14 protein-coding genes are annotated in these 20,760 nt (G+C 64.2%); 8 read left to right on the top strand and 6 right to left on the bottom strand.

Annotated features, from left to right (window positions below):
* Positions 1-46 precede the first annotated feature (46 nt).
* From HDE77_RS11585 to HDE77_RS11565, 5 genes are all read right to left on the bottom strand, one after another.
* Positions 47-3,235, bottom strand: coding sequence for an efflux RND transporter permease subunit (locus HDE77_RS11585; protein ID WP_184417496.1), 3,189 nt, complete (start codon positions 3,233-3,235; stop codon positions 47-49).
* A 413-nt stretch (positions 3,236-3,648) separates the two neighbouring features.
* Positions 3,649-6,819 (bottom strand): efflux RND transporter permease subunit, encoded by a 3,171-nt coding sequence (locus tag HDE77_RS11580; protein ID WP_184417495.1) that lies wholly within the window; start codon positions 6,817-6,819, stop codon positions 3,649-3,651.
* Between the two features lie 296 nt (positions 6,820-7,115).
* Entirely contained in the window at positions 7,116-8,258 is a 1,143-nt protein-coding gene (gene nagA / locus HDE77_RS11575; protein ID WP_184417494.1) for an N-acetylglucosamine-6-phosphate deacetylase, read from the bottom strand.
* A gap of 129 nt (positions 8,259-8,387) precedes the next feature.
* The gene (locus tag HDE77_RS11570; RefSeq protein ID WP_184417598.1) at positions 8,388-9,419 is read right to left on the bottom strand and encodes an SIS domain-containing protein; all 1,032 of its coding nucleotides are present in this window, start codon (positions 9,417-9,419) and stop codon (positions 8,388-8,390) included.
* Positions 9,420-9,498: 79 nt separating this feature from the next.
* Positions 9,499-10,251, bottom strand: a complete 753-nt coding sequence (locus tag HDE77_RS11565; protein ID WP_184417493.1) for a GntR family transcriptional regulator — start codon at positions 10,249-10,251, stop codon at positions 9,499-9,501.
* Between the two features lie 105 nt (positions 10,252-10,356).
* On the opposite strand from HDE77_RS11565, the gene HDE77_RS20540 reads away from it, so the two are divergent.
* The 5 genes from HDE77_RS20540 (at position 10,357) to eda (ending at position 15,496) form a co-directional block, all read left to right on the top strand.
* A complete protein-coding gene (locus tag HDE77_RS20540) occupies positions 10,357-10,479 on the top strand; it encodes a hypothetical protein (RefSeq protein ID WP_255482680.1) in 123 nt (40 codons plus the stop codon).
* The gene (zwf, locus tag HDE77_RS11560) at positions 10,476-11,939 is read left to right on the top strand and encodes a glucose-6-phosphate dehydrogenase (RefSeq protein ID WP_184417492.1); all 1,464 of its coding nucleotides are present in this window, start codon (positions 10,476-10,478) and stop codon (positions 11,937-11,939) included. Before HDE77_RS20540 ends, zwf begins: the two co-directional genes overlap by 4 nt.
* Positions 11,940-12,057: 118 nt before the next feature.
* Entirely contained in the window at positions 12,058-12,771 is a 714-nt protein-coding gene (pgl, locus tag HDE77_RS11555; RefSeq protein ID WP_184417491.1) for a 6-phosphogluconolactonase, read from the top strand.
* An 87-nt stretch (positions 12,772-12,858) separates the two neighbouring features.
* A complete protein-coding gene (gene edd, locus HDE77_RS11550) occupies positions 12,859-14,676 on the top strand; it encodes a phosphogluconate dehydratase (protein WP_184417490.1) in 1,818 nt (605 codons plus the stop codon).
* A gap of 166 nt (positions 14,677-14,842) precedes the next feature.
* Positions 14,843-15,496 (top strand): bifunctional 4-hydroxy-2-oxoglutarate aldolase/2-dehydro-3-deoxy-phosphogluconate aldolase, encoded by a 654-nt coding sequence (gene eda / locus HDE77_RS11545; protein ID WP_184417489.1) that lies wholly within the window; start codon positions 14,843-14,845, stop codon positions 15,494-15,496.
* A 91-nt stretch (positions 15,497-15,587) separates the two neighbouring features.
* Here the strand turns inward: eda and HDE77_RS11540 are convergent, their stop codons facing one another.
* Entirely contained in the window at positions 15,588-18,032 is a 2,445-nt protein-coding gene (locus tag HDE77_RS11540; RefSeq protein ID WP_184417488.1) for a prolyl oligopeptidase family serine peptidase, read from the bottom strand.
* 147 nt (positions 18,033-18,179) lie between these two features.
* Between HDE77_RS11540 and HDE77_RS11535 the strand changes: the two genes are divergently transcribed.
* The 3 genes from HDE77_RS11535 (at position 18,180) to HDE77_RS11525 (ending at position 20,722) form a co-directional block, all read left to right on the top strand.
* Entirely contained in the window at positions 18,180-18,842 is a 663-nt protein-coding gene (locus HDE77_RS11535; RefSeq protein WP_184417487.1) for an alpha/beta fold hydrolase, read from the top strand.
* A 126-nt stretch (positions 18,843-18,968) separates the two neighbouring features.
* Entirely contained in the window at positions 18,969-20,018 is a 1,050-nt protein-coding gene (locus HDE77_RS11530) for a histidine kinase (RefSeq protein ID WP_184417486.1), read from the top strand.
* Positions 20,018-20,722, top strand: coding sequence for a LytTR family DNA-binding domain-containing protein (locus tag HDE77_RS11525; protein ID WP_184417485.1), 705 nt, complete (start codon positions 20,018-20,020; stop codon positions 20,720-20,722). Before HDE77_RS11530 ends, HDE77_RS11525 begins: the two co-directional genes overlap by 1 nt.
* Positions 20,723-20,760 lie beyond the last annotated feature (38 nt).

The raw sequence follows: 20,760 nt of genomic DNA, 5'->3' as shown, positions 1-20,760 counted from the left end.
CTTCTTCGGGGCAAGCAGGGGAGGGAGCGTGGCGCGCCAGCAGTCGCTACTTCGGCAGCGCGGGGATCTGCTGTTGCAACGCTTTCTGGCGTTTGATCTCGGCGCGCAGCAGCTTGCGCGCGGCCTTGCGTTCGCGACGGTCGTGTTGCCACAGGTAGATCGCCGGGGTACTCAGCAGAGTCAGCAGCTGCGACACCAGCAGGCCGCCGAAGATCGCGATGCCGAGCGGCTGGCGGGTTTCCGCACCCACGCCAAAGCCGACCGCCAGCGGTAGCGCGGCGCCCATCGCGACCAGGGTGGTCATGGTGATCGGGCGGAAGCGCACCAGCGCCGCCTGACGGATCGCATCCGGAGCGGACATCCCGCGTTGGCGCTCCGCAACCAGTGCGAAGTCGACCATCAGGATGGCGTTCTTCTTGACGATGCCGATCAGCATCAGGATCGCGATGATCGACATCATCGTGAGCTGGGTCTGGGTGATCAGCATCGCGAGGTACGCACCCATGCCGGCGGCGGGCAACGTGGAGAGAATGGTCAGCGGATGAATCAGGCTCTCGTAGAGGATGCCGAGCACGATATACATGACCAGGATCACCGCGACGAGCATCAGGCCGGCATTGGTCGCCGCCTCTACCAGCTGCTGATTATTGCCGGTGTAGTCCTTCTGCATGCCGGCGGGCAGTTGCGCGGCGGCAATCGCCTCGTCGACCAGCTTCAGGCCCTGCAGCTGCGTCACGCCTTTGGCCAGGTTGTAATTGATCGTGGACGACTCGAGCTGGTTGAAGTGGCGGATGCCGACCGGCGCGATACTGGGTGCAATGTGTGCCAGCGCGGACAGCGGAACCATCTGCCCCTTCGTGTTGCGCACATAGGTGTTCAACAGCGTCTGCGGACTCAGTGAGCGCTCGCTGGACGCGGTCAGCACGACCCGGTACTGATTGATATCCGAATAGATGATCGAAACCTGGGCCTGGCCGAACGCGTTGTACAACGCCGTATCGATCATGCCCATGGTGACCTTCAGGCGCCCTGCCGCCTCGCGATCCACGGTCAGCATCTGCTGCTTGCCGATGCTGTCGAAACTGGTGCTGATATCGCGAAAGTCCTTCATGCCGCGCATCAGGCGCGCCAGCTTGAGGGTGGGCTCCTGCAAGCTGGTGCCGGCACTGCTGCTCAGCTGGAATTGGTACTGCCCCTGCCCTGCCTTGCCGCTGTTGCCGCCGCCGAAGAACTGCAGCGGGGTCAGCGATATGTCGAGGTCGGACAGCTTCTTGTATTGCTTGTCGAGCCGCTCGATCACCTTCTTGACGCGGTCGTGGCGATCGGTCGGTCCGCGACCATACGGCTTGAGGTCGACGAACATTGTCGCGTTGTTGCCCACCGAACCAACACCGCTGTTGCTGCCCAGGATGGTAGTGACGTCCTGCACGGCCGGGTCGGCCTGCATCACCAGCGCAACCTGTTGTGCGCGCTCGGCGAGCAGGGTCGGCGAGATGTTCGCTTCCGCGCTGATATCCGCCTGCATCATGCCGATGTCTTCTTCGGGCATGATGCCGCCGCCAGCGGTCTTGGCCACGGCGAATGCCAGCACGGCGGTCAGCACCAACAGGATCGGTGGCTGCCAGCGCATGAGCCGGCGATGATGCATGGCCCAGTCCAGTGCGCGTTCATAGCGCTGCAGCAGGCCGCGATCGAAACGTTCCAGCGCGCGCTGAAGGCGATTCTGCTGATGCTCGCCGGCAGCTGCACCGACAGGATGTTCCAGCGTGAGAAAGCGCCCGCACAACGCCGGCGTAAGGGTCAGCGAAACCACGGCGGAGATCACCACCGCGGCAGTCAGCGTCACCGACAGCTCGCGCATCAGCGCGGTAAACGCGTTGTTGCCAAAGAGCATGGGCGCGAAGACGGCAACCAATGACAGCGTGATCGAAATCACCGTGAAGCCGATCTCGTCCACACCGATCAGTGCAGCAGGTAGTGCCGTCGTACCTTCTTCCATGTGGCGCACGATGTTCTCGATCACCACGATCGCGTCGTCCACCACAAAACCGATACTCAACACCAGCGCGATCAGCGACAAGGTATTGAGCGAGAAACCCAGCGTCCACATCACCACGAATGCGCCGGCCAGTGACAGCGGCACGCTGAGCATGGCGATCAGCATTGGCCGCCAGCGACGCAGGAACACCAGCATCACCACCGCCACCATCGCGATACTCAACAGCAACGCCACTTCCACTTCATGCAGGGCGGACTTGGCGGTCAGCGTGAGGTCGAAGATCGGGGTGACCTGCACGTCCGCCGGCAACAAGGCGCGCAATTCCGGCAATTTGTCGCGAACCGCCTGCGCCGTGGCAACGGCATTAGCCTCTGGCCGCTTGCTGATCTGCATGGAGACCGTGCGGCTGCCGTTGAACCAGGCAGCCTGGTACTCGTCCTGCTCGCCACCGGTAACCTTGGCTACGTCGGACAGGCGCACCGGGGCACCGTTCTTCACGGCAATCAGTAGACGGGCGAACTCGGCCGGGTCTTGCAATGCATCGTTCGCGGTGACTGTCATCTGCGTTTGACCGTTGCTCAACGTGCCCTGCGGTGAAGTGACATTCGCGGCGATCAACGCATTGCTGACGTCGTTCGCGGTCAGCCCCTTGGCGGCGAGCGCATTGCTGTTCAGCTCGATCCGCACTGCATGCGGCGTACCGCCGAACACCTGCACCTGCGCCACCCCGGGAATCCGTGCCACTGCGGGTTGCAACAGCGTGTCGGTGATGTCGTACAGCCGGTCGGGCGCAAGACTGGTCGAGGTCAGCGAGACCAGCAGCACGGGAATCTGCGAAGTATCGAACTTGAAGTACTGCGGCGGGGCCGGTAACGCCGGGAGATCCGGCGCGGCGTCGTTGATCGCCGCCTGCACCTCGCGCGCCGCCGCGTCGGTGTTGATGCCGAAGTTGAACAGCACCTGGATCTGCATGCCACCTTCGCTGGCATTGCCCACCATCTGTTTCACGCCGGGGATGCGGCCGAGGTGACGCTCCAGCGGTGCCATCACGGTGCTGGCCATGGTTTGAGTATTTGCGCCCGGCAACTGTGCAAACACCACCACGCCGGGGAACTCCAGCGACGGCAGTGCGGCAACGCCCAGCAGCAGGTACGCCCAGATCCCGGCCAGCATCAGGCCAATGGCAAGCAGCGAGGTACCGGCTGGACGGCGAATCAGGGCAGCAAAGATATTCATGGCGCTTCCGTGGCCCCCAGGTGCATGGTTCGCAAGCATACCGACGAGTGACCCGCGTCGCGCAAGTCGGCAGCAGACGACAATATGACGGTAATGGTCAAAGGCTCGCTCATGCAGACTTTATGCCTGCCTCCGTGGCCCCGCGTATGTGCCTGAAGTCCACACCCTGTCGGAAGGCACGGGTGATTGCACGACTCAAGCAGCGGCCTGCTTTGCTCCTCCCCCTGCTCACAGGGGGAGGCCGGGAGGGGGTAGAGCTTTTGACCTTCGTGGCGAAGAGCGACCCCTCCCCAACCCTCCCGTGCGACCGAAGGGAGTCCCTTCTTCGGGGCAAGCAGGGGAGGGAGCAGCTGAGGCTGGGCTGCAGTCTTGCTCGCCCCCTTCTCGCAGGGGAGGGAGCACGGCAGCACTTCTCAGGCTGGGCTGCTGGGCGCCATGCCACCGGTTTTCAGCAGGCGCTTTTCGGCGCGGCGGGCGCGGCGGGCTGCCTGGCGGATCTTGCGGTCGTAGTTCCACAGATAGATCGCCGGGGTGCTCAGCAGGGTCAGCAGCTGCGATACCAGCAGGCCACCGACGATGGCGATGCCGAGGGGCTGGCGCATTTCCGAACCAACGCCGAAACCAATCGCCAACGGCAATGCGGCGCCCATCGCAACCAGCGTCGTCATGGTGATCGGACGGAAGCGCACCAGCGCCGCCTCGCGAATCGCGTCCGGTGCGGGTAGTCCACGTTCGCGTTCGGCGACCAGGGCGAAGTCGACCATCAGGATCGCGTTTTTCTTGACGATGCCGATCAGCATCAGGATCGCGATGATGGCCATCAGCGAGATCTGCGTCTGCGTCACCAGCATGGCGAGAAACGCGCCAGCGCCTGCAGCGGGTAGCGTGGAGAGGATCGTCAGCGGATGGCCGAGACTCTCGTAGAGGATGCCCAGCACGATGTACATCGCCACGATCGAGGCAATCAGCAGCACCATGCCGTTGGACTGTGCCTGCTGCAGGCGCTGGTTCGCACCGGTGAAATCCACCCGCATGCCGTCGGGCAGACCGATCGCAAGCGCCGTCTGCTCCACCAGCTTGATGCCGGCATCCTGCGCCACACCTTTGGCCAGGTTGTAGTTGATCGTGGCCGCTTCCATCTGGTTGTGGTGCCGGATGCGCAACGGGCTCATGCTCGGCTCGATATGCGCCAGCGCGGACAGCGGAATCATCTGGCCGCTGGTGCTGCGCACGCGGATGTTCAGCAGGGCTTCCGGGCTCAGCATCTCGTTCGGGCTGGCGCTGATCACCACCCAATACTGGTTGAGGTCCGAGTAGATTTGCGACACCAGACGCTGGCCGAACGCACTGTACAGCGCCGAGTCGATGGTGCCCACGCCCACTTGCAGCTGGCTCGCCGCCGCACGATCGATGCGCAGCATCTGCTGCTTGCCGACCAGGTCGAAGTTACTTGTGATGTCGCTGAATTCCTTCATCGTGCGCATCTGCCGCTCGATCTTCAGCGCCCATGGCTGCAGGTCGCCGTCGTTGCTGTCGATCAGCTGGAATTCGTACTGGCCGGCATTGTCGCCACTACCGCCACCGCCGAGGAACTGCACCGGCGTCACCGCGACCTTCACGTCGGGCAGCGCGTCGTACTTCTTGGACAGCCGCTCGATCACCGACTTGATGCCCTCGTTGCGCTCACCGGGACCACTGCCACGCGGCTTGAGGTCGACGAACATCTGCGCACCGTTGCCGACGGCGCCGCCATCGCCACCGTTGGTGCCGAGCAAGGTCAACACATCCGTGGTGGCCGGATCGGCCATCATGATCTGCGCCACATGCTTTGCACGCTCGGCCATCAGGGTCGGCGCGATGTTCGCGTCGGCGCGGACCTGCACATCCAGCTGGCCGGTGTCTTCTTCCGGCATGAAGCTGCCGCCGGCGGTCTTGGCCGTGGCGAATGCGAGCACACCGGTCAGCACCAGCAAGACCAGCGGCTGCCAGCGCATGATCCGCCGATGATGCAGCGCCCAGTCAAGCGCCCGCTCATAGGTGCGGTGCAGGCCGCGGTCGAAACGCTCGACAGCCTGTTCGAGCCGGCCTGGTGGCGGCGGATTGGCCGGCTCATGCGCCAGCAGGTGTCCGCACAGTGCCGGCGTCAGCGTCAACGAAACCAGCGCGGAGATCACCACCGCCGCAGTCAGCGTCACCGAGAATTCGCGCAGCAGCATGATCAGCATGTTGTTGCCGAACAGCAGCGGGGCGAACACCGCGACCAGCGAGAGCGTGATCGAGACCACCGTGAATCCGATCTCACGCACGCCGGTCAGTGCCGCCTGCAACGGTGGCTGGCCATGCTCCATATGGCGCACGATGTTTTCGATCACCACGATCGCGTCGTCGACCACGAAGCCGATGCACAGTACCAGCGCCACCAACGACAGCGTGTTGAGTGTGTAGCCCAACGACCACATCACCACGAAGGCGCCAGCCAGCGATAGCGGAATACTGAGCATGGCAATCAGGGTCGGACGCAACCGACGCAGGAACACCAGCATCACCAGCACCACCATCACGATCGAGATCAGCAGCGTCACCTCCACCTCATGCAATGCCGACTTGGTGGTCTGGGTGAGGTCGAAGGTCGGCGTGATGGTCACGCTCGACGGCAGCGAGGCACGCAACTGCGGCAGCTTGGCGCGAATCGCTTCCACCGTGGCCACGGCGTTCGCTTCCGGCCGCCGGGTGATCTGCAGGCCGACCGTGCGGTCCGTGTTGTACCAGGCGCCCTGGTACTGGTCCTGCTGGCCGCCATAGACCTTCGCCACATCAGACAGACGCACTGGCGCGCCGTTCTTCACCGCGATCACCAGCTGCGCGAATTCGGCTGGCTCGTGCAGGGCGTCATTCGCGTCGACCGTCATCTGGGTCTGGCCGTCGCTCAACGTGCCCTGGGGTGAGCTGACGTTCGCCGCACGCAACGCATTGCTGATGTCGTTGCCGGTGAGCCCCTTGGCGGCCAGCGCATTGCTGTTCAGCTCGATGCGCACAGCATGCGGCGTGCCGCCGAATACCTGCACCTGGGCCACGCCCGGGATCTGCGCCACCACGGGTTTGAGCAGCGTGTCGGCGAGGTCGTACAGCTTGTCCTGCGGCAGCCCGGTCGAGGTCAGCGTGATGAACAGGATTGGGATTTGCGAGGTGTCGAACTTGAAGTACTGCGGCGGACTCGGCAAGGCAGGCAGGTCGACCGCCGCGGCGTTGATCGCCGCCTGCACGTCGCGCGCTGCGCTGTCCGCGGTGCGGGAAAATTTGAAACGCACACTCACCGAGGCAACTCCCTCGCTGGCGTTGCCGTACATATCGTCGATGCCGGGAATCTGCCCGAGGTGACGTTCCAGTGGCGCCAGCACCGTGCTCGCCATCGTCTGTGCGTTTGCGCCAGGCTGGCTGACCGTCACATACACACCGGGGAAATCCAGTGACGGTAGCGCGGCAACACCAAGCATCAGGTAGGCGATGAAGCCTGCCAGGGTGAGGCCAATGGCCAGCAACGACGTGCCAACCGGGCGACGAATCAGGGGCGCAAAAATGTTCACGGGGCTCCGCGGTGTGGCCGGTGTGGCCGGCATTCCATTGCAGTGTCGCGAACCCTGCGCATCGCGCGACGGGTGTCGCGGGCAGTTCGCAAAATCATGCGTGCTTTATGCCAGCCGCGCGTAATTTATGAATGTGCCTGAAGTCTGCCCCTGCCGAAAGGCAGGGGCAGACTTCAGTCTCTGGCCCTCCCTTCCCCCATCGGGAGAAGGTGGCGCGCAGCGACGGATGAGGGTTCGGCCTGGTATGAATCCCCGCGCTCCGGCCGAACCCCTCACCCCAACCCTCTCCCAAAGGGCTAAGCGTTGGCTACGCCGGCGATCCAGCTCTGTTGAACGTGGTATTCATCGTCCAGCACCACCAGATCGGCCTGGTAGCCGGCGGCAATGCGGCCGTGGCTGGCACCGAGGCCGAGAAAATCAGCGGGATAGGTGCTGGCCATACGCACCGCCTCGCCCAGCGGCAAGCCGAGCATTTGCACCGCGTTTCGGACCGCGCTGGCCATATCCAGCGCCGAGCCGGCCAGCACCCCTTGCGCGGTCTGACAGATACCGTCTTTCCCGGTAATGGTTTCACCGTTGAGCACGAAGTGGGGATCATCGGCGCCGACCGGCGGCATGGCATCGGTGACCAGCAGCATCTTGCCGCGCGGCTTGGCGGCGATCGCCACGCGCAGGCTGGCTGGATGTACGTGATGTCCGTCCACGATCACGCCACACCAGCTGTCGACATCCTCCAGTGCTGCACCGACCACGCCCGGTTCGCGGCTGCCGAACGGGGTCATCGCGTTGAACAGATGGGTGAAGCCACGCACGCCTGCGGCCAGCGCGGCATGCGTCGTCGCGTAGTCGGCGGCGGTATGGCCGGCACAGACGATGACGCCTGCGGCCGCGAGCGCACCGATGCTGGCCAGCGGCACCCGCTCCGGTGCCAGCGTGAGCAGGCGCACTCCGCGATGGGGCGCGCACAGCTGCGCCAGCTCGTCGCTGCCGGGCGTGTGGAAAAATTTCGGGTCATGCACACCCTTGCGTGCCGGGGCCAGATACGGTCCTTCCAGGTGAATGCCGAGCACGCCGGGCACGCCTTCGGCCAAGGCCTGCTCCACCGCGTCAAGCGCGGCACGCATGACCTGCACGTCATCGCTGATCAGCGTCGGCAAAAACCCGGTGGTGCCGTAGCGCCGGTGCGCCGCGCCGATCTGGCGGATGGTTTCCACGGTGGGCGCGTCGTTGAACAACACGCCACCGCCGCCATTGACCTGCACGTCGATGAAGCCGGGCAGCAGTCTGGCGCCCTGGAGATCGTGCTGTGGCGCGTTGCGTATGCGCGGGTCGTCCGGCGGCAGCAGATCGGCAATGTGTCCGCCCTCCAGCAGCACCGCGAGATTGTTCTGCCAACCGTGCCCCGTGAGTACACGACCATTGATGAGAGCGAGAGTCATGTCATTGACCTTGGGCATGCGTGGAGTCGATGGATCGTTGCGCAGTAGCGGGAACGTCGACGGTTGTTGCTCGCCTCGCGTCGTTCGTCCCTGTTCTTGAACGGTCCCTGCTTTCAAACCGTCCCGCTCTTAAACTGTCTCTGTCACCTTGTTGAGGTGCGGCGGCACGTCGGGATTGAAACCCCGCAGCAAGGCCAGTCCGCTGGCAGCACGATAAAAACTCTGGATGATCAGTAGTGGCGTGCACAGTGCCGGCAAGCCGGCCAACACCGGCAGCATGCCGCTGCCCTGCATACCGGGCGCCGCGACGAAAACTTTTGCGCCGCGTTTGCGAAATTCATCGGCCACCGCCAACGTGCCAGCGAGTGTGTCGTCATCCTGGGCAAAACATAGCACCGGGAAATTCGGCCCGACCAGCGCCATCGGGCCGTGCTTTACCTCGGCCGCGCTGAACGCCTCGGCGTGCAGACCACAGGTTTCCTTGAATTTCAGCGCTGCCTCCAGCGCGATGCCGAGACCAAAACCGCGACCGACCACAAACAGGTTATGCGCATCGACCAGGCCATCGCTCAACGCGGACCAATCGGCATCCCAGCTCGAACGCAAGGCGTCCGGCAGCGCATGCAGCGAATCCACCAGCGCACGATCACCGCGCCACCGAGCGCACAGATGCAGCACCGCGGCCAGCGCAGCGACGTAGCTCTTGGTCGCGGCGACGCTGCGTTCCGGTCCCGCATGCAGCGGAATCACCGTATCGGCAATCGCCGCCAGCGGCGAGTCCTCGACATTCACCATCGCCACAACGCGCGCGCCAGCCAGCTTGGCGGCCTGCGCGTTGCGCACCAGATCGGGGCTCTTGCCCGACTGCGAGATCGCGATGAACAGCGCGCCTTCCCATTGCTGTGCAGCGGCGTAGACCGAGGTGACCGATGGCGACACCGACGCCGTGACGATGCCCAGCTGCGTCTCGAACACGTACTTCGCATACGCCGCGGCGTGATCGGAGCTGCCGCGCGCGCAGGTAACAATAAAGCGCGGCGGCTGCGCGCGCAGCGACTGAGCCAGCGCCGTGACCACGCTGTCGTTGGCAGCGAACTGGCGTTCGACGACCTCGGCCGACTCGTGTGCCTCGCGGTACATCAGGGTGTCGCGTGCATGCATGACGGGTGTGTTCAAAGCGGCTCTCGAGGCGGTCGTATCAAAGGGGATATTCAGTCGGACGAATAGGCAGTCGACCTGCTCAATCAGTCTGCAATTCGGCGACGAAGTCGTAGATGTCGCCGCGATACCAGGAGCAGGTGAACTCGACCACGCGGCCGTCGTCCAGAAAACTGCGTCGCTCGATGCTTAAACCCGCGCTACCCGCGGCAACGTGCAGCAGACGCGCCTGTTGCGCATTCAGCGATACCGCACGCAGCCTTTGCAGCGCGCGGCGCGGCCGGCAGTTCACACGTTCCAGCGCTTCGTAAAGCGAGTCGTGCACCAGCATCGGATCTGCCAGCACGCTGGCCGGCACGACGCTGCGCTCGATCGCGAGCGGTTCGTCCTGTCCGTAACGCACGCGGTGCAACCGTATGACCAGCGAGCCGGGCGACAGGTTCAGCGCCATCGATTCTTCCGGTGTCACCTCACCGAGGCCGCGCTCGAAAAACTCCGACCGCGGATGCAGGCCGCGCTCGCGCAGGTCCTCGGTAAAGCTGCTCAGCCGCGACATCGGCTTGATGATGCGTTCGGCGATGAAGGTGCCGGCACCATGCCGCTGGGTCAACAGACCCTCCTCGACCAGACCGGCGATCGCCTTGCGCACGGTGACCCGCGACAGTTTCAGTGCCTGCGACAGATCTCGCTCACTGGGCAGCGCCTGACCCGGTTCGATGTCGCGATGCTCGACCACATTGCGGATCGCCCGGCGCAGGCGCAGATAGGCCAGCGGCTGATGCGTGGCCGGGTCGCGGCAGATTCGGGTGTATTCATTGGCCAGGGCGCTTTCCATGACAGTAAAGATACCAATAGCAAACCACTGAGTGCAAGCCCATCCCGCCGGGAGTCCAACAGACGACCCGCCACGAGGAGCACCCTCAATAAACGGATGGATCCAATGAATTCGTATGCATACGGGTGGCCGATCTGGTATTTCACTGGTACGATCAGCCTCAACCCGGGCAGCTGCGCCGTTGGCCTGCCGCCTGCCATCCGGCATCGTGTCGAGGTGAATGTGTGAGCCCTTCTTCCCTACCGGTCGATCCGTTCGACCTGGTCATCTTCGGCGGCACCGGCGATCTCGCCGTGCGCAAGCTGCTGCCCGCCCTGTTTCATCGCTTCGTCGACGGCCAGATTCCCGCCAGCAGCCGAATCATAGGCATCGCCCGCGAGGCGCTGGACGACGACGGCTATCGCGAGCTATTGCGCACCTCCTTGAGCGGCACCGTCGACGCGACACAGCTCGATGCGTTTCTGCAACAGGTCGCCTATCGGTCGCTGGATGCGCGCAAGGATGAAGGCTGGGCGGACTTCGCCGCGCTGATCAAGGCGCAACCGGACCACGTGCGCGTGTTCTATCTGTCCACCTCGCCTGAGTTGTTCGTCGATATCTGTGCGCGGCTCGGCCAGTACGAACTCAATAAGGGTGCGTCGAGGGTCGTCATGGAGAAGCCGATCGGCCGCGACCTGGCCAGCGCGAACCAGATCAACGACGCGGTCGGTCGGGTGTTCGACGAATCGCAGACCTTCCGCATCGATCATTACCTTGGCAAGGAGACGGTGCAGAACCTGTTGGCTCTGCGCTTCGGCAATGCGTTGTTCGAGCCACTGTGGAATGCCGGTCACATCGATCACGTGCAGATCACCGTGGCCGAAACGCTCGGCGTAGGCCATCGCGGCGCGTACTACGACCGTGCCGGCGCGCTGCGCGACATGGTGCAGAACCACATGCTGCAACTTCTGTGCATGGTGGCGATGGAGCCGCCATCATCACTTGCGCCCGATGCCGTGCGTGACGAGAAGCTGAAGGTCCTGCATTCACTGAAAACCATTGATGACAGCAACGCGGCGCAGCTCACCGTGCGCGGACAATACCGCGCCGGCGTGGCCGAAGGTGCCAGCGTGCCCGGTTATCCGGATGAGCTGGGCCACGGCAAATCCAATACAGAAACCTTCGTGGCGCTGAAGGCGGAAATCGCGAACTGGCGTTGGGCTGGCGTGCCGTTCTACCTGCGCACTGGCAAGCGCCTGCCGAACCGGGTGTCGGAAATTGTGGTGGCGTTCAAACCGGTGCCGCATTCGATCTTCGATTCCGCCGCTGGCCCGCTGGCGCAAAACCGGCTCGTATTGCGCCTGCAACCGGACGAAGGCGTGAAATTGTGGCTGACCATCAAGCACCCCGGACCCGGCGGACTGCGCCTGCGCCACGTGCCGCTGGACATGAGTTTTGCGGAAGCGTTCGGCGTGCAACAGCCCGATGCGTACGAGCGCCTGTTGCTCGATGTAGTGCGCGGTAATCCGACCTTGTTCATGCGCCGCGATGAAGTGGAAGCGGCGTGGCGCTGGGCCGATCCGATCCTCGCCGCATGGGCCGCCAGCGGTGAAGCGCCGCGGCCGTATGCCGCCGGTAGCTGGGGTCCGAGCGCCGCCGTGGCGCTGATCGAACGCGATGGCCGCACCTGGAACGACGACAGTGAATAGCTGTTCATCTTTACTGCCGCTTCACTCGACCATGTCGATGCCTGCGGCAGACTTTGCCTCCCTTCCCCATGAGACGCGCGCCTTCGTCCATTGAGCGCGGGACGCGTCACCATCAGCCATGACGACCCATTTGAACGTCACCACCCACAGCTTCACCCATTGTTCGGCACAGGCCCTCGCACTGGCCGAACGTGTTGCCGAGCGACTGCGGATTGCGCTGACCGAGCGCGGCCATGCGGTGCTGGCCGTCTCCGGCGGTACCACACCGAAAGATTTCTTCGACGTGCTATCGCGCGAGCAGCTGGACTGGGCCAACGTGCAGGTAACCCTGGTCGACGAACGCTGGGTGCCGGAGAGCGATAAGCGTTCCAATGCGCAACTGGTGAAGTCGCTGCTGTTGCAGCATGCCGCCAGCGGCGCGCGGTTCGTGCCTCTTTACACCGGCGCGCCAACGCCGGAGGCCGGGCTCGCCGACGTCACTGCCAGCATCAACGCACTGTCCCTGCCGTTTGATGCCGTGGTGCTCGGCATGGGCGACGATGGTCATACCGCCTCATTCTTCCCTGGCGGCGATCATCTGGCCGAAGCGCTGGATCTCAATGGTCGCGCCCCGGTACTGCCGATGCACGCACCCGATGCCGGCGAGCCACGTATCACGCTCAGCCTGCCGACGCTGCTGAATACGCGCGCGCTGTATCTACTGGTCACCGGCGTGAAGAAGCGCGACATACTCGCCGATGTGCGGCTCGGTCTAGGCGCCGCGCAGAACTATCCGGTGCAAGCGGTGCTGACCCAGCAACGCGTGCCGGTGGCGGTGTACTGGTGCCCGTAATGCCTCATCGTTTGTTTCGTCTTTGATCATCCACATCGCACACACGCGTGTCTTCAGCTCACGCGGTCTCAGTTTCGGAGTTTTCGCATGAGTACGTTGCACCCCGTCGTTGCCGAAGTCACCGAACGTCTGCGCGAACGAAGTCGCGAGACGCGCGCGGCCTATCTGCGCCGGATCGACGCCGTCGACCGCGGCGGTCCACAGCGGGAACATCTATCCTGCGGCAATCTCGCACACGGCTTCGCCGCCTGCGGCACCGAGGACAAGGCAGCGTTGCGCAGCGGCCGGCGCGCCAACCTCGCCATCATCACTGCATACAACGACATGCTTTCCGCGCATCAGCCGTATGAGCGCTACCCGGCGCTGATCCGCCAGATTGCGCGCGACGCCGGGTTTACCGCACAAGTCGCCGGCGGCGTGCCGGCGATGTGCGATGGCGTCACCCAGGGCCGCGCCGGAATGCAGCTGTCGCTGTTCTCGCGCGACCTGATAGCGATGGCGACCGCGGTGGCGCTGTCGCATGACATGTTCGATGGCGCGCTATACCTGGGCATCTGCGACAAGATCGTGCCGGGCCTGCTGATCGGCGCACTGAGCTTTGGTCATCTGCCCGCTGCATTCGTGCCGTCCGGCCCGATGCCCAGCGGCATTCCAAACGAGCAGAAATCAAAGGTGCGCCAGGCATACGCCGACGGCAAGGCCAGCAAGGCCGAGCTACTGGAAGCGGAGGCGGCTTCGTACCACACCGCCGGCACCTGCACGTTCTACGGCACCGCGAACTCCAACCAGATGCTGATGGAGATCATGGGCCTGCACCTGCCCGGTGCCAGCTTCACCGCGCCGGACACACTGCTGCGCGACGCGCTGACTACCGACGTGGTGCGTCGCATCGGCTCGCTGACTGCGCTCGGCGAAGGCTATCTGCCGATCGGCCACATCGTCGATGAGCGCGCGATCATCAACGGCGTGATCGGCCTGCACGCGACCGGCGGCTCCACCAACCACCTGCTGCATCTGGTGGCGATCGCGCATGCCGCCGGCATCGCATTGCGCTGGGACGATTTCGATGCGCTGTCCGGCGTGATCCCGTTGCTGGCGCGCGTCTATCCGAATGGCTACGCCGACGTGAATCAGTTCCACGAAGCGGGCGGCATGGCGTTCCTGATCGACCAGCTGCTCGCCGCCGGCCTGCTGCATGCGGATGTGAACACCATCTTCGGCACCGGCTTGGACGGATATGCGCAGATCCCGCAACTGGATGCCGACGGCGCACTGCACTGGCAGCGCGTGGCGAAACAGAGCGGCAACCGCGGCGTGCTGCGCGGGATCGACGAACCGTTCCGCGCCGATGGCGGCCTGCGCATGCTGCAAGGCAATCTGGGTCGCGCCGTGATCAAGGTGTCGTCGGTGCCGGACGATCGGCTGGTGATCGAAGCACCGGCCATCGTGTTCCAGGATCAGGACGAACTGCCTGCCGCGTTCAAGCGCGGCGAGCTCAATCGCGATTTTGTTGCCGTAGTGCGTTTCCAGGGTCCGCAGGCGAACGGCATGCCGGAGCTGCACAAACTTACGCCGACATTGGCGTTGCTGCAAGACCGCGGTCATCGTATCGCGCTGCTCACCGACGGCCGCATGTCCGGCGCCTCCGGCCGGGTGCCCGCCGCAATCCACGTAACGCCCGAAGCAGTGGCCGGCGGCAATATCTCGAAAATCCGCAACGGTGACATGATCCGTCTTGACGCGGTGAACGGCCGTCTGGACGTCCTCATGGAAGCGCACGAACTGGACGCCCGCCTCCCGCATACCGCCGACCTGTCCGCCCAGCACAGCGGCATGGGCCGCGAACTGTTCGGCCTGTTCCGCCAAGCGGCAACCACCGCCGATCTCGGTGCCGGCGTGCTATGACGGTATCCCGTAGGAGCGCACCCTATGCGAGAAAGCCTGTGGAAGCGACTTCAGTCGCGAATGCACTACCGGGACTTCACAAACGACATCGCGACTGAAGTCGCTCCCACAACAAGGGGCTCGCGCACAGGGTGCGCTCCTACAAATTTACCTAGCGAGTGAATTCATGAGCAGCATCGAACACAAGCAGCAACAGATTGAAACCACGATGCGACTGGCGCCGGTGATTCCGGTGGTGGTGATCGACGACGCACGCGCGGCAGTGCCGATGGCGCGCGCGCTGGTAGCTGGCGGCACTCCGGCGATCGAAGTCACCCTGCGCACACCCGCTGCTCTGGAGGCGATTCGAGCGATTGCCGCTGAAGTGGAAGGTGCGGTGATCGGTGTCGGCACCGTGCTTAGCGCGCGTGACCTTCATGCAGCACTGCAGGCCGGTGCGCGCTTCGCGGTTTCGCCCGGAGTATCGCCGCATTTGCTTGATGCCGCCGACGACTGCGAACTGCCGCTACTCCCCGGCGTCGCCACCGCCAGCGAAGCGATGAGTTTGCTGGAGCGTGGCTATCGCCATCTGAAATTCTTTCCGGCCGTTCCCGCTGGCGGTCACAAGTTGCTCGGCGCCTGGGCCAGCCCTCTGCCGCAGCTGCGCTTCTGCCCGACCGGCGGCATCAGCCTAACCAACGCGGCTGACTTTCTCGTGCTGCCGAACGTGATCTGTGTGGGCGGTTCATGGCTGACCCCGACCGACAAACTTGTTGCTCGTGACTGGGCGGGTATCGAATTGCTGGCCCGCGAAGCAGCAGGCTTGCGTCAGAGCGGCTGAGCTGTTCAGCCGCCAGGAGGCACCCATTCGCCCTTCGACTTCGGCCTTGCGGCCTACGCTCAGGGCGAACGGTGTAAGGGCACCGAATCGATCAGTTACCCGCAGACGCCCTTACCGGCTTCACATACGTATTGAACAGCTCATCGATGCGACGGTATTCGTCGTACCAGGAGTCGGGGTGCTGGAAGCCGTGGCGTTCCAGTGGGTAAAGCGAGATCCAGAAGTTCTGCTTGTGCAGTTCAAGCAGGCGCTGGTACAGGCGGATCGAGTCGCTGCTCATCACGTTGTCGTCGATCAGGCCGTGTTCGATCAGCAGTGGATCGCGCAGGTTCGCTGCGAATTCAATCGGCGAGCTGGTCTCGTATGCGGCGGGATCGAGCTTCGGGTCGTTGAGGATGTTGGAGGTGTATTCGTCGTTGTAGCTGGTCCAGTCCGATGGTGCGCGCAGCGCGGCACCGGCGGCGAATTCACCTGGCGCACGCAGCAAGGCCATCTCGGTCATGAAGCCGCCGTAGCTACCACCATAAACGCCGAGGCGCTGCGGATCGACGCCGTGGTTTTTCACCAGCCAGGCCTTTCCGTCGAGCAGGTCCTCCAGCTCGGGATGGCCCATCTTCTCGTAGATCGCGGTACGCCAGGCGCGCCCGTAGCCTTCGGAGGCGCGGTAGTCCATGTCCAGCACCACGAAGCCCTGCTGCACCAGCAGGTTGTTGAACATCTGCTCGCGGAAGTAGTAGGTCGACGACAGCGTGACGTTCTGCAGGTAGCCGGCGCCATGCACGAACAGCACGGCCGGACGTGGGGCCGCCGCGGTTTCGTCGGCGGGGCCGTAGTACTTTGCGTAGATCACGCCGGCACCGTGCGACGACGGCACCTGGACGATTTTCGGCGTGATCCACGCGTGCGCGGTGTACGCCGGCTGCATGGTATTGGTCAGCTCACGCGGGGTTCCGCCAGCAGCATCCTGTACTGCCAGCTGTGCAAAAACGTAGGGCGATGAATGCAGCACGGCGAGCTGCCTGCCATCCGGCGACAGCTTGAACTCGTCCATGCCCTGATAGTTCGTGACACGGGTCAGCGCGCCGCCCGTGGCGGGCAGCCGATAGACATCGTAGCTGTACGGCGCGAGCTGGTTGGTACGCACGTAGAACCACTGGCCGTCATCGGTCAGCAGCGGATGGCTGACCTCGAACTTGCCCGAAGTGAGCTGCTTTGCCTTGCCGTCCAGCGGCTTGGTGTAAAGCTGCGAATAGCCGGACTCCTCACTCATGTACCACAGCGTGCGACCGTCCTTCAGCCAGCCGAAATCATTGAAGTTCCAGTTGATCCACGCTGGATCGGTGAGGCGTTGTTGATTGACCAGCGAGTGCTGGGTGAAGTCGACGTTGGCGATCCAGCGATCCTTGTTGTCGATCGCGCGCAGTTGCACCGCGAGATGGCTGCCGTCGTCGCTCCACACGATACCGCCGCCACCGCCATCTTCGGAGTTCGCGATGATGCGTACGGCACGCACTTCGGGCGCCTTCAGCGCCTTGGCTTCATCGTGCTTGTCGACTTTCTCCAGCGCCGCAACCGCCTGGCTGCGCAGCGCCTTGAGCGGATCGTCCTTGATACCCGGCAGGCTGTCGGTCTTCAGCGGATAGGACTTGTGGTTGACCAGGTCCAGCAGCAGCAGCGACTGCGGCGCCGGATCGTTGCGACCCACGTAGGTGCGAGCATTCTGCGGTTCGGTGTAGCCACTGTCGGTGACGTAGTGAATGACCTTCGGTGCTTCGCCTTTGGCGTAATCCTTCGACGCGGTGACTACCAGCATCCAGCGGCCATCCGGCGACAGTTCGGTATCCACCGCCCTGGACTTGTCGCCAAGCCAGAACGGTTGCGGCGCACGTCCCGGATCGGCTGCCGCCAGCGCCTTGTCCTCGTCGCGCATGGCCTGCTTGTCGGCCTTGATCTCACGCAGCGTCTTGAACAGCTTGAGCTGCAGGTCACCCAGTTCGTCAGGCTGTTTCGCCTGCGGATCATCGGCGAAATTCAACACCGCCGCTGGTGCCGTAACGCCGCCGGCGAGGTTGTAGCTATACCAGTTGTTGCCGTCGCGGTACTGCAGCGCACGACCATCCGCAGAAAACTGCGGCGAGGATTCCTCCTGCGGCGTGCGCGTTACCTGCACGCGCCGGCCGCTCGCCAGATCCACCAGGAATACATCGCCATGCAGGATGAAAGCCGCGTGCTGATGCGCGTGATCGAATACCGCCGGGCCGTCGGCCTGCGCCATCGCGGCCGGGTCCAGCTTCGTGCTTTGCCCGCTGGTCGGGTCGAGCCGATACAGATCGCGCACCGGACTGCCGTCGCGCTTCAGCGAGTAATACAGGTTGCGGCCGTCCGCGCTCCAGTACGGCGATTCCACCGCCTGTCCGATCCAGTCCGGATTGGCCATGATGGTTTCCATGTCGAGCGGACCCGACGCTGGCGGCGTAACCGCCGACGCTGGCAAGACAGCGAAAGCAACGAGACCGGCAAGCAGCAGTCGGCGCATGAAGTATCCCCGGGCAAAAAAATCAGCATACCCGAGCACGCCGGTGCCGCGTGGCGGGCTGTGCCATAAGTCAGGGGTGCGCGCCTGGCACGTGTTCGGCGAGGCGGCTGCTACGATATCGGCCTTCCCTTTTGTCACGACCAAGCCATGACCCTGCCCGCTCTTGAACTCGAAACCGCTGCCAGTCCCCGCTACAGCGTGATCTGGCTGCATGGACTGGGTGCCGACGGCAACGATTTCGCGCCGATGGTGCCGCAACTGGTGGATCGCGCATGGCCATCGCTGCGCTTCGTGTTTCCGCATGCGCCGGTACGTCCGGTGACCATCAACAACGGCATGTCGATGCGTGCCTGGTACGACATCGCCGCGTTCGACCTCGGTGCGCGGCAGGACGAAGCAGGCATGCGCGCCTCGGTCGACGAGATCGAAACGCTGATCGAACGCGAACATGCCCGTGGCATACCGAGCGAACGGATCCTGCTGGCCGGCTTCTCGCAAGGTGGCGCGATCGCCCTGGCGGCCGGCCTGCGTCACACCGAAAAGTTGGCCGGGATCATCGCGCTGTCGACCTATCTGCCGATGCATGCGCCGCTTGCCGCCGAGCGCAGCGCGGCGAATGCGGCCATCCCGATATTCTGGGGTCACGGCACCCTGGATCCGGTCGTTGCGCTGCAGCGTGGTGTCGATTCGCGTGACCTGCTGCAATCGCTGGGGTATGCCGTCGAGTGGCATACCTACCTGATGGCGCACGCGGTCTGCGCCGAGGAGATCAGTGACCTGCGTGACTGGCTGGGGCAGCGGCTGATCTAATTCGACCGCGCGGTTTCGACCGCGCGATTTGGAACGGGCTGATTCGATCAGGCTGACTCGATCAGCTGATTCGATCAGGCTGCTCCCATCGACTGATCGCGCCCGCGGTGCGGCATACTTGTCCACATGCGCGCATCCCTTATCGCCAACGGCCCGCGCGGCCGCGCCGAACACAGTCCGCTGCCGGATTTCTGCGGGTTGCCTGCGTTGTTCGCCTTGTTTGTCGTCGGCGCGCTGACCGTGACCGTGATGTGGCTGGCGCGCGATGAACGCAACTGGTCGGCCTACAGCGTCAGCATGCTGTTCGTGACCTGGATGGTGCTGGTGGTCGCAGTGGCGCTGTGCAAGCTGCGGCCGCTGCTGCAACGGCTGCCGGGGCGCACTCCGTATGTCGGCGTGTGGTTGCTGATCGTATTGATCGTGCTCGCCGCCAGCACGGCGGCGCACTGGTTCGATGGCTCGCTGGAGATGCAGCTGATCAAAGCCAGCATGGGCGTCTTCGTGCGCGACAACGTCGTGATCGCGGCGCTGCTCGGTGCGGCGATGCTGCGCTACTTCTACGTATTGGCGCAGTGGCAGGCGCGGCTGGCAGCGGTGACGCGGGCGCAGGTTGAAGCATTGCAAGCGCGTATTCGCCCGCACTTCCTGTTCAACAGCATGAACACGGTGGCCGCCTTGATCCACGTCGATCCGGCCGCCGCCGAACGCACGGTGGAGGATCTGTCCGAACTGTTTCGCGCCGCGCTGGGTCAGCACGACACCGCCGACGGCACGCTGGGAGAGGAACTGGCGCTGATCGAGCGTTACCTGGCGATCGAGCAACTGCGCTTCGGCGCGCGCCTGCGCGTGCAGCGCGAAGTGGATGACCTGCCGCCCGATTTCCCGCTGCCGCGGTTGCTGCTGCAACCGCTGGTGGAGAACGCCATTCGCCATGGCATCCAGCCGCTGCTCGACGGTGGCGAGGTGACCCTGCGCGGACGTCGTGACGGCGATGGTGTCCGTATCGAGATCATCAACCCACTGCCCGCCAGTCCCTCCGCACCCGGCAATGGTCACGGCCTGGACAGCGTGCGCCAACGTATCGCCTATCGCTATGGCCCGCGTGGCGGGGTGCAGGCCGGTGCGCAAGGTGATCGCTTCGTGGTGCAGCTGCAACTTCCCGGACAGCCTACGTGATGCGCGTACTGATCATTGACGACGAACCGCTGGCGCGCGCCCGACTGGCTGCGCTACTCGGCGAATGCGACGGCGTGGAAGTCGTCGGCAGCGTCGGCGATGGCGAAACCGCACTCGCCTCGCTCGGCGAACTGCATCCGGACATCCTGCTGCTGGACATCAACATGCCCGGCCTCAGCGGCACCGCGCTGGCGCAGCGCTTGTCCGGACGCACGCGTGCCCAGGTGATTTTCTGCACCGCCTACGAAGCCCACGCGCTACAGGCGTTCGAGCTGGGCGCGGTCGACTACCTGCTCAAGCCGGTACGGCTGGAGCGCCTGCGCGATGCGCTGCAGCGCGCGCAACGCCGGCTCGCTGACCAGCCGCGCGAACCGGCCGCCTACCTGCACGGCCGCATGCGCGGCGAACAGATCCGCATCGCGCTGGACGAAGTGATCTGCCTGCTTGCCGAGGAGAAATACGTGGTGGTGCAGCACCGGCGCGGCGAACTGCTGATCGAGGAATCACTGCGTCAGCTGGAAGAGGCCTACCCCGATCAGCTGATCCGCCTGCACCGCAACTGCCTGGTGCCCCCCGCGCGCCTGCTCGGCCTGAAAACCCTCGCCGACGGCCGTGTACTGGCGCGCATAGACGGCACCGAGCTCAGTCCCGAGATCAGCCGCCGCAATTTGCCGACGGTGCGGAAGTTGCTGCGGTTGGGGTGAGTGCGTCTGGCGTTCGTTGCTCTACAGCAACCTTGCCG

Source organism: Rhodanobacter sp. MP7CTX1 (genome assembly GCF_014205795.1).
In the GTDB taxonomy this organism is placed as follows: Bacteria; Pseudomonadota; Gammaproteobacteria; order Xanthomonadales; family Rhodanobacteraceae; genus Rhodanobacter.
Note: the sequence above shows the minus strand (reverse complement) of the source record. Positions and strands in the feature narration are given on the sequence as shown.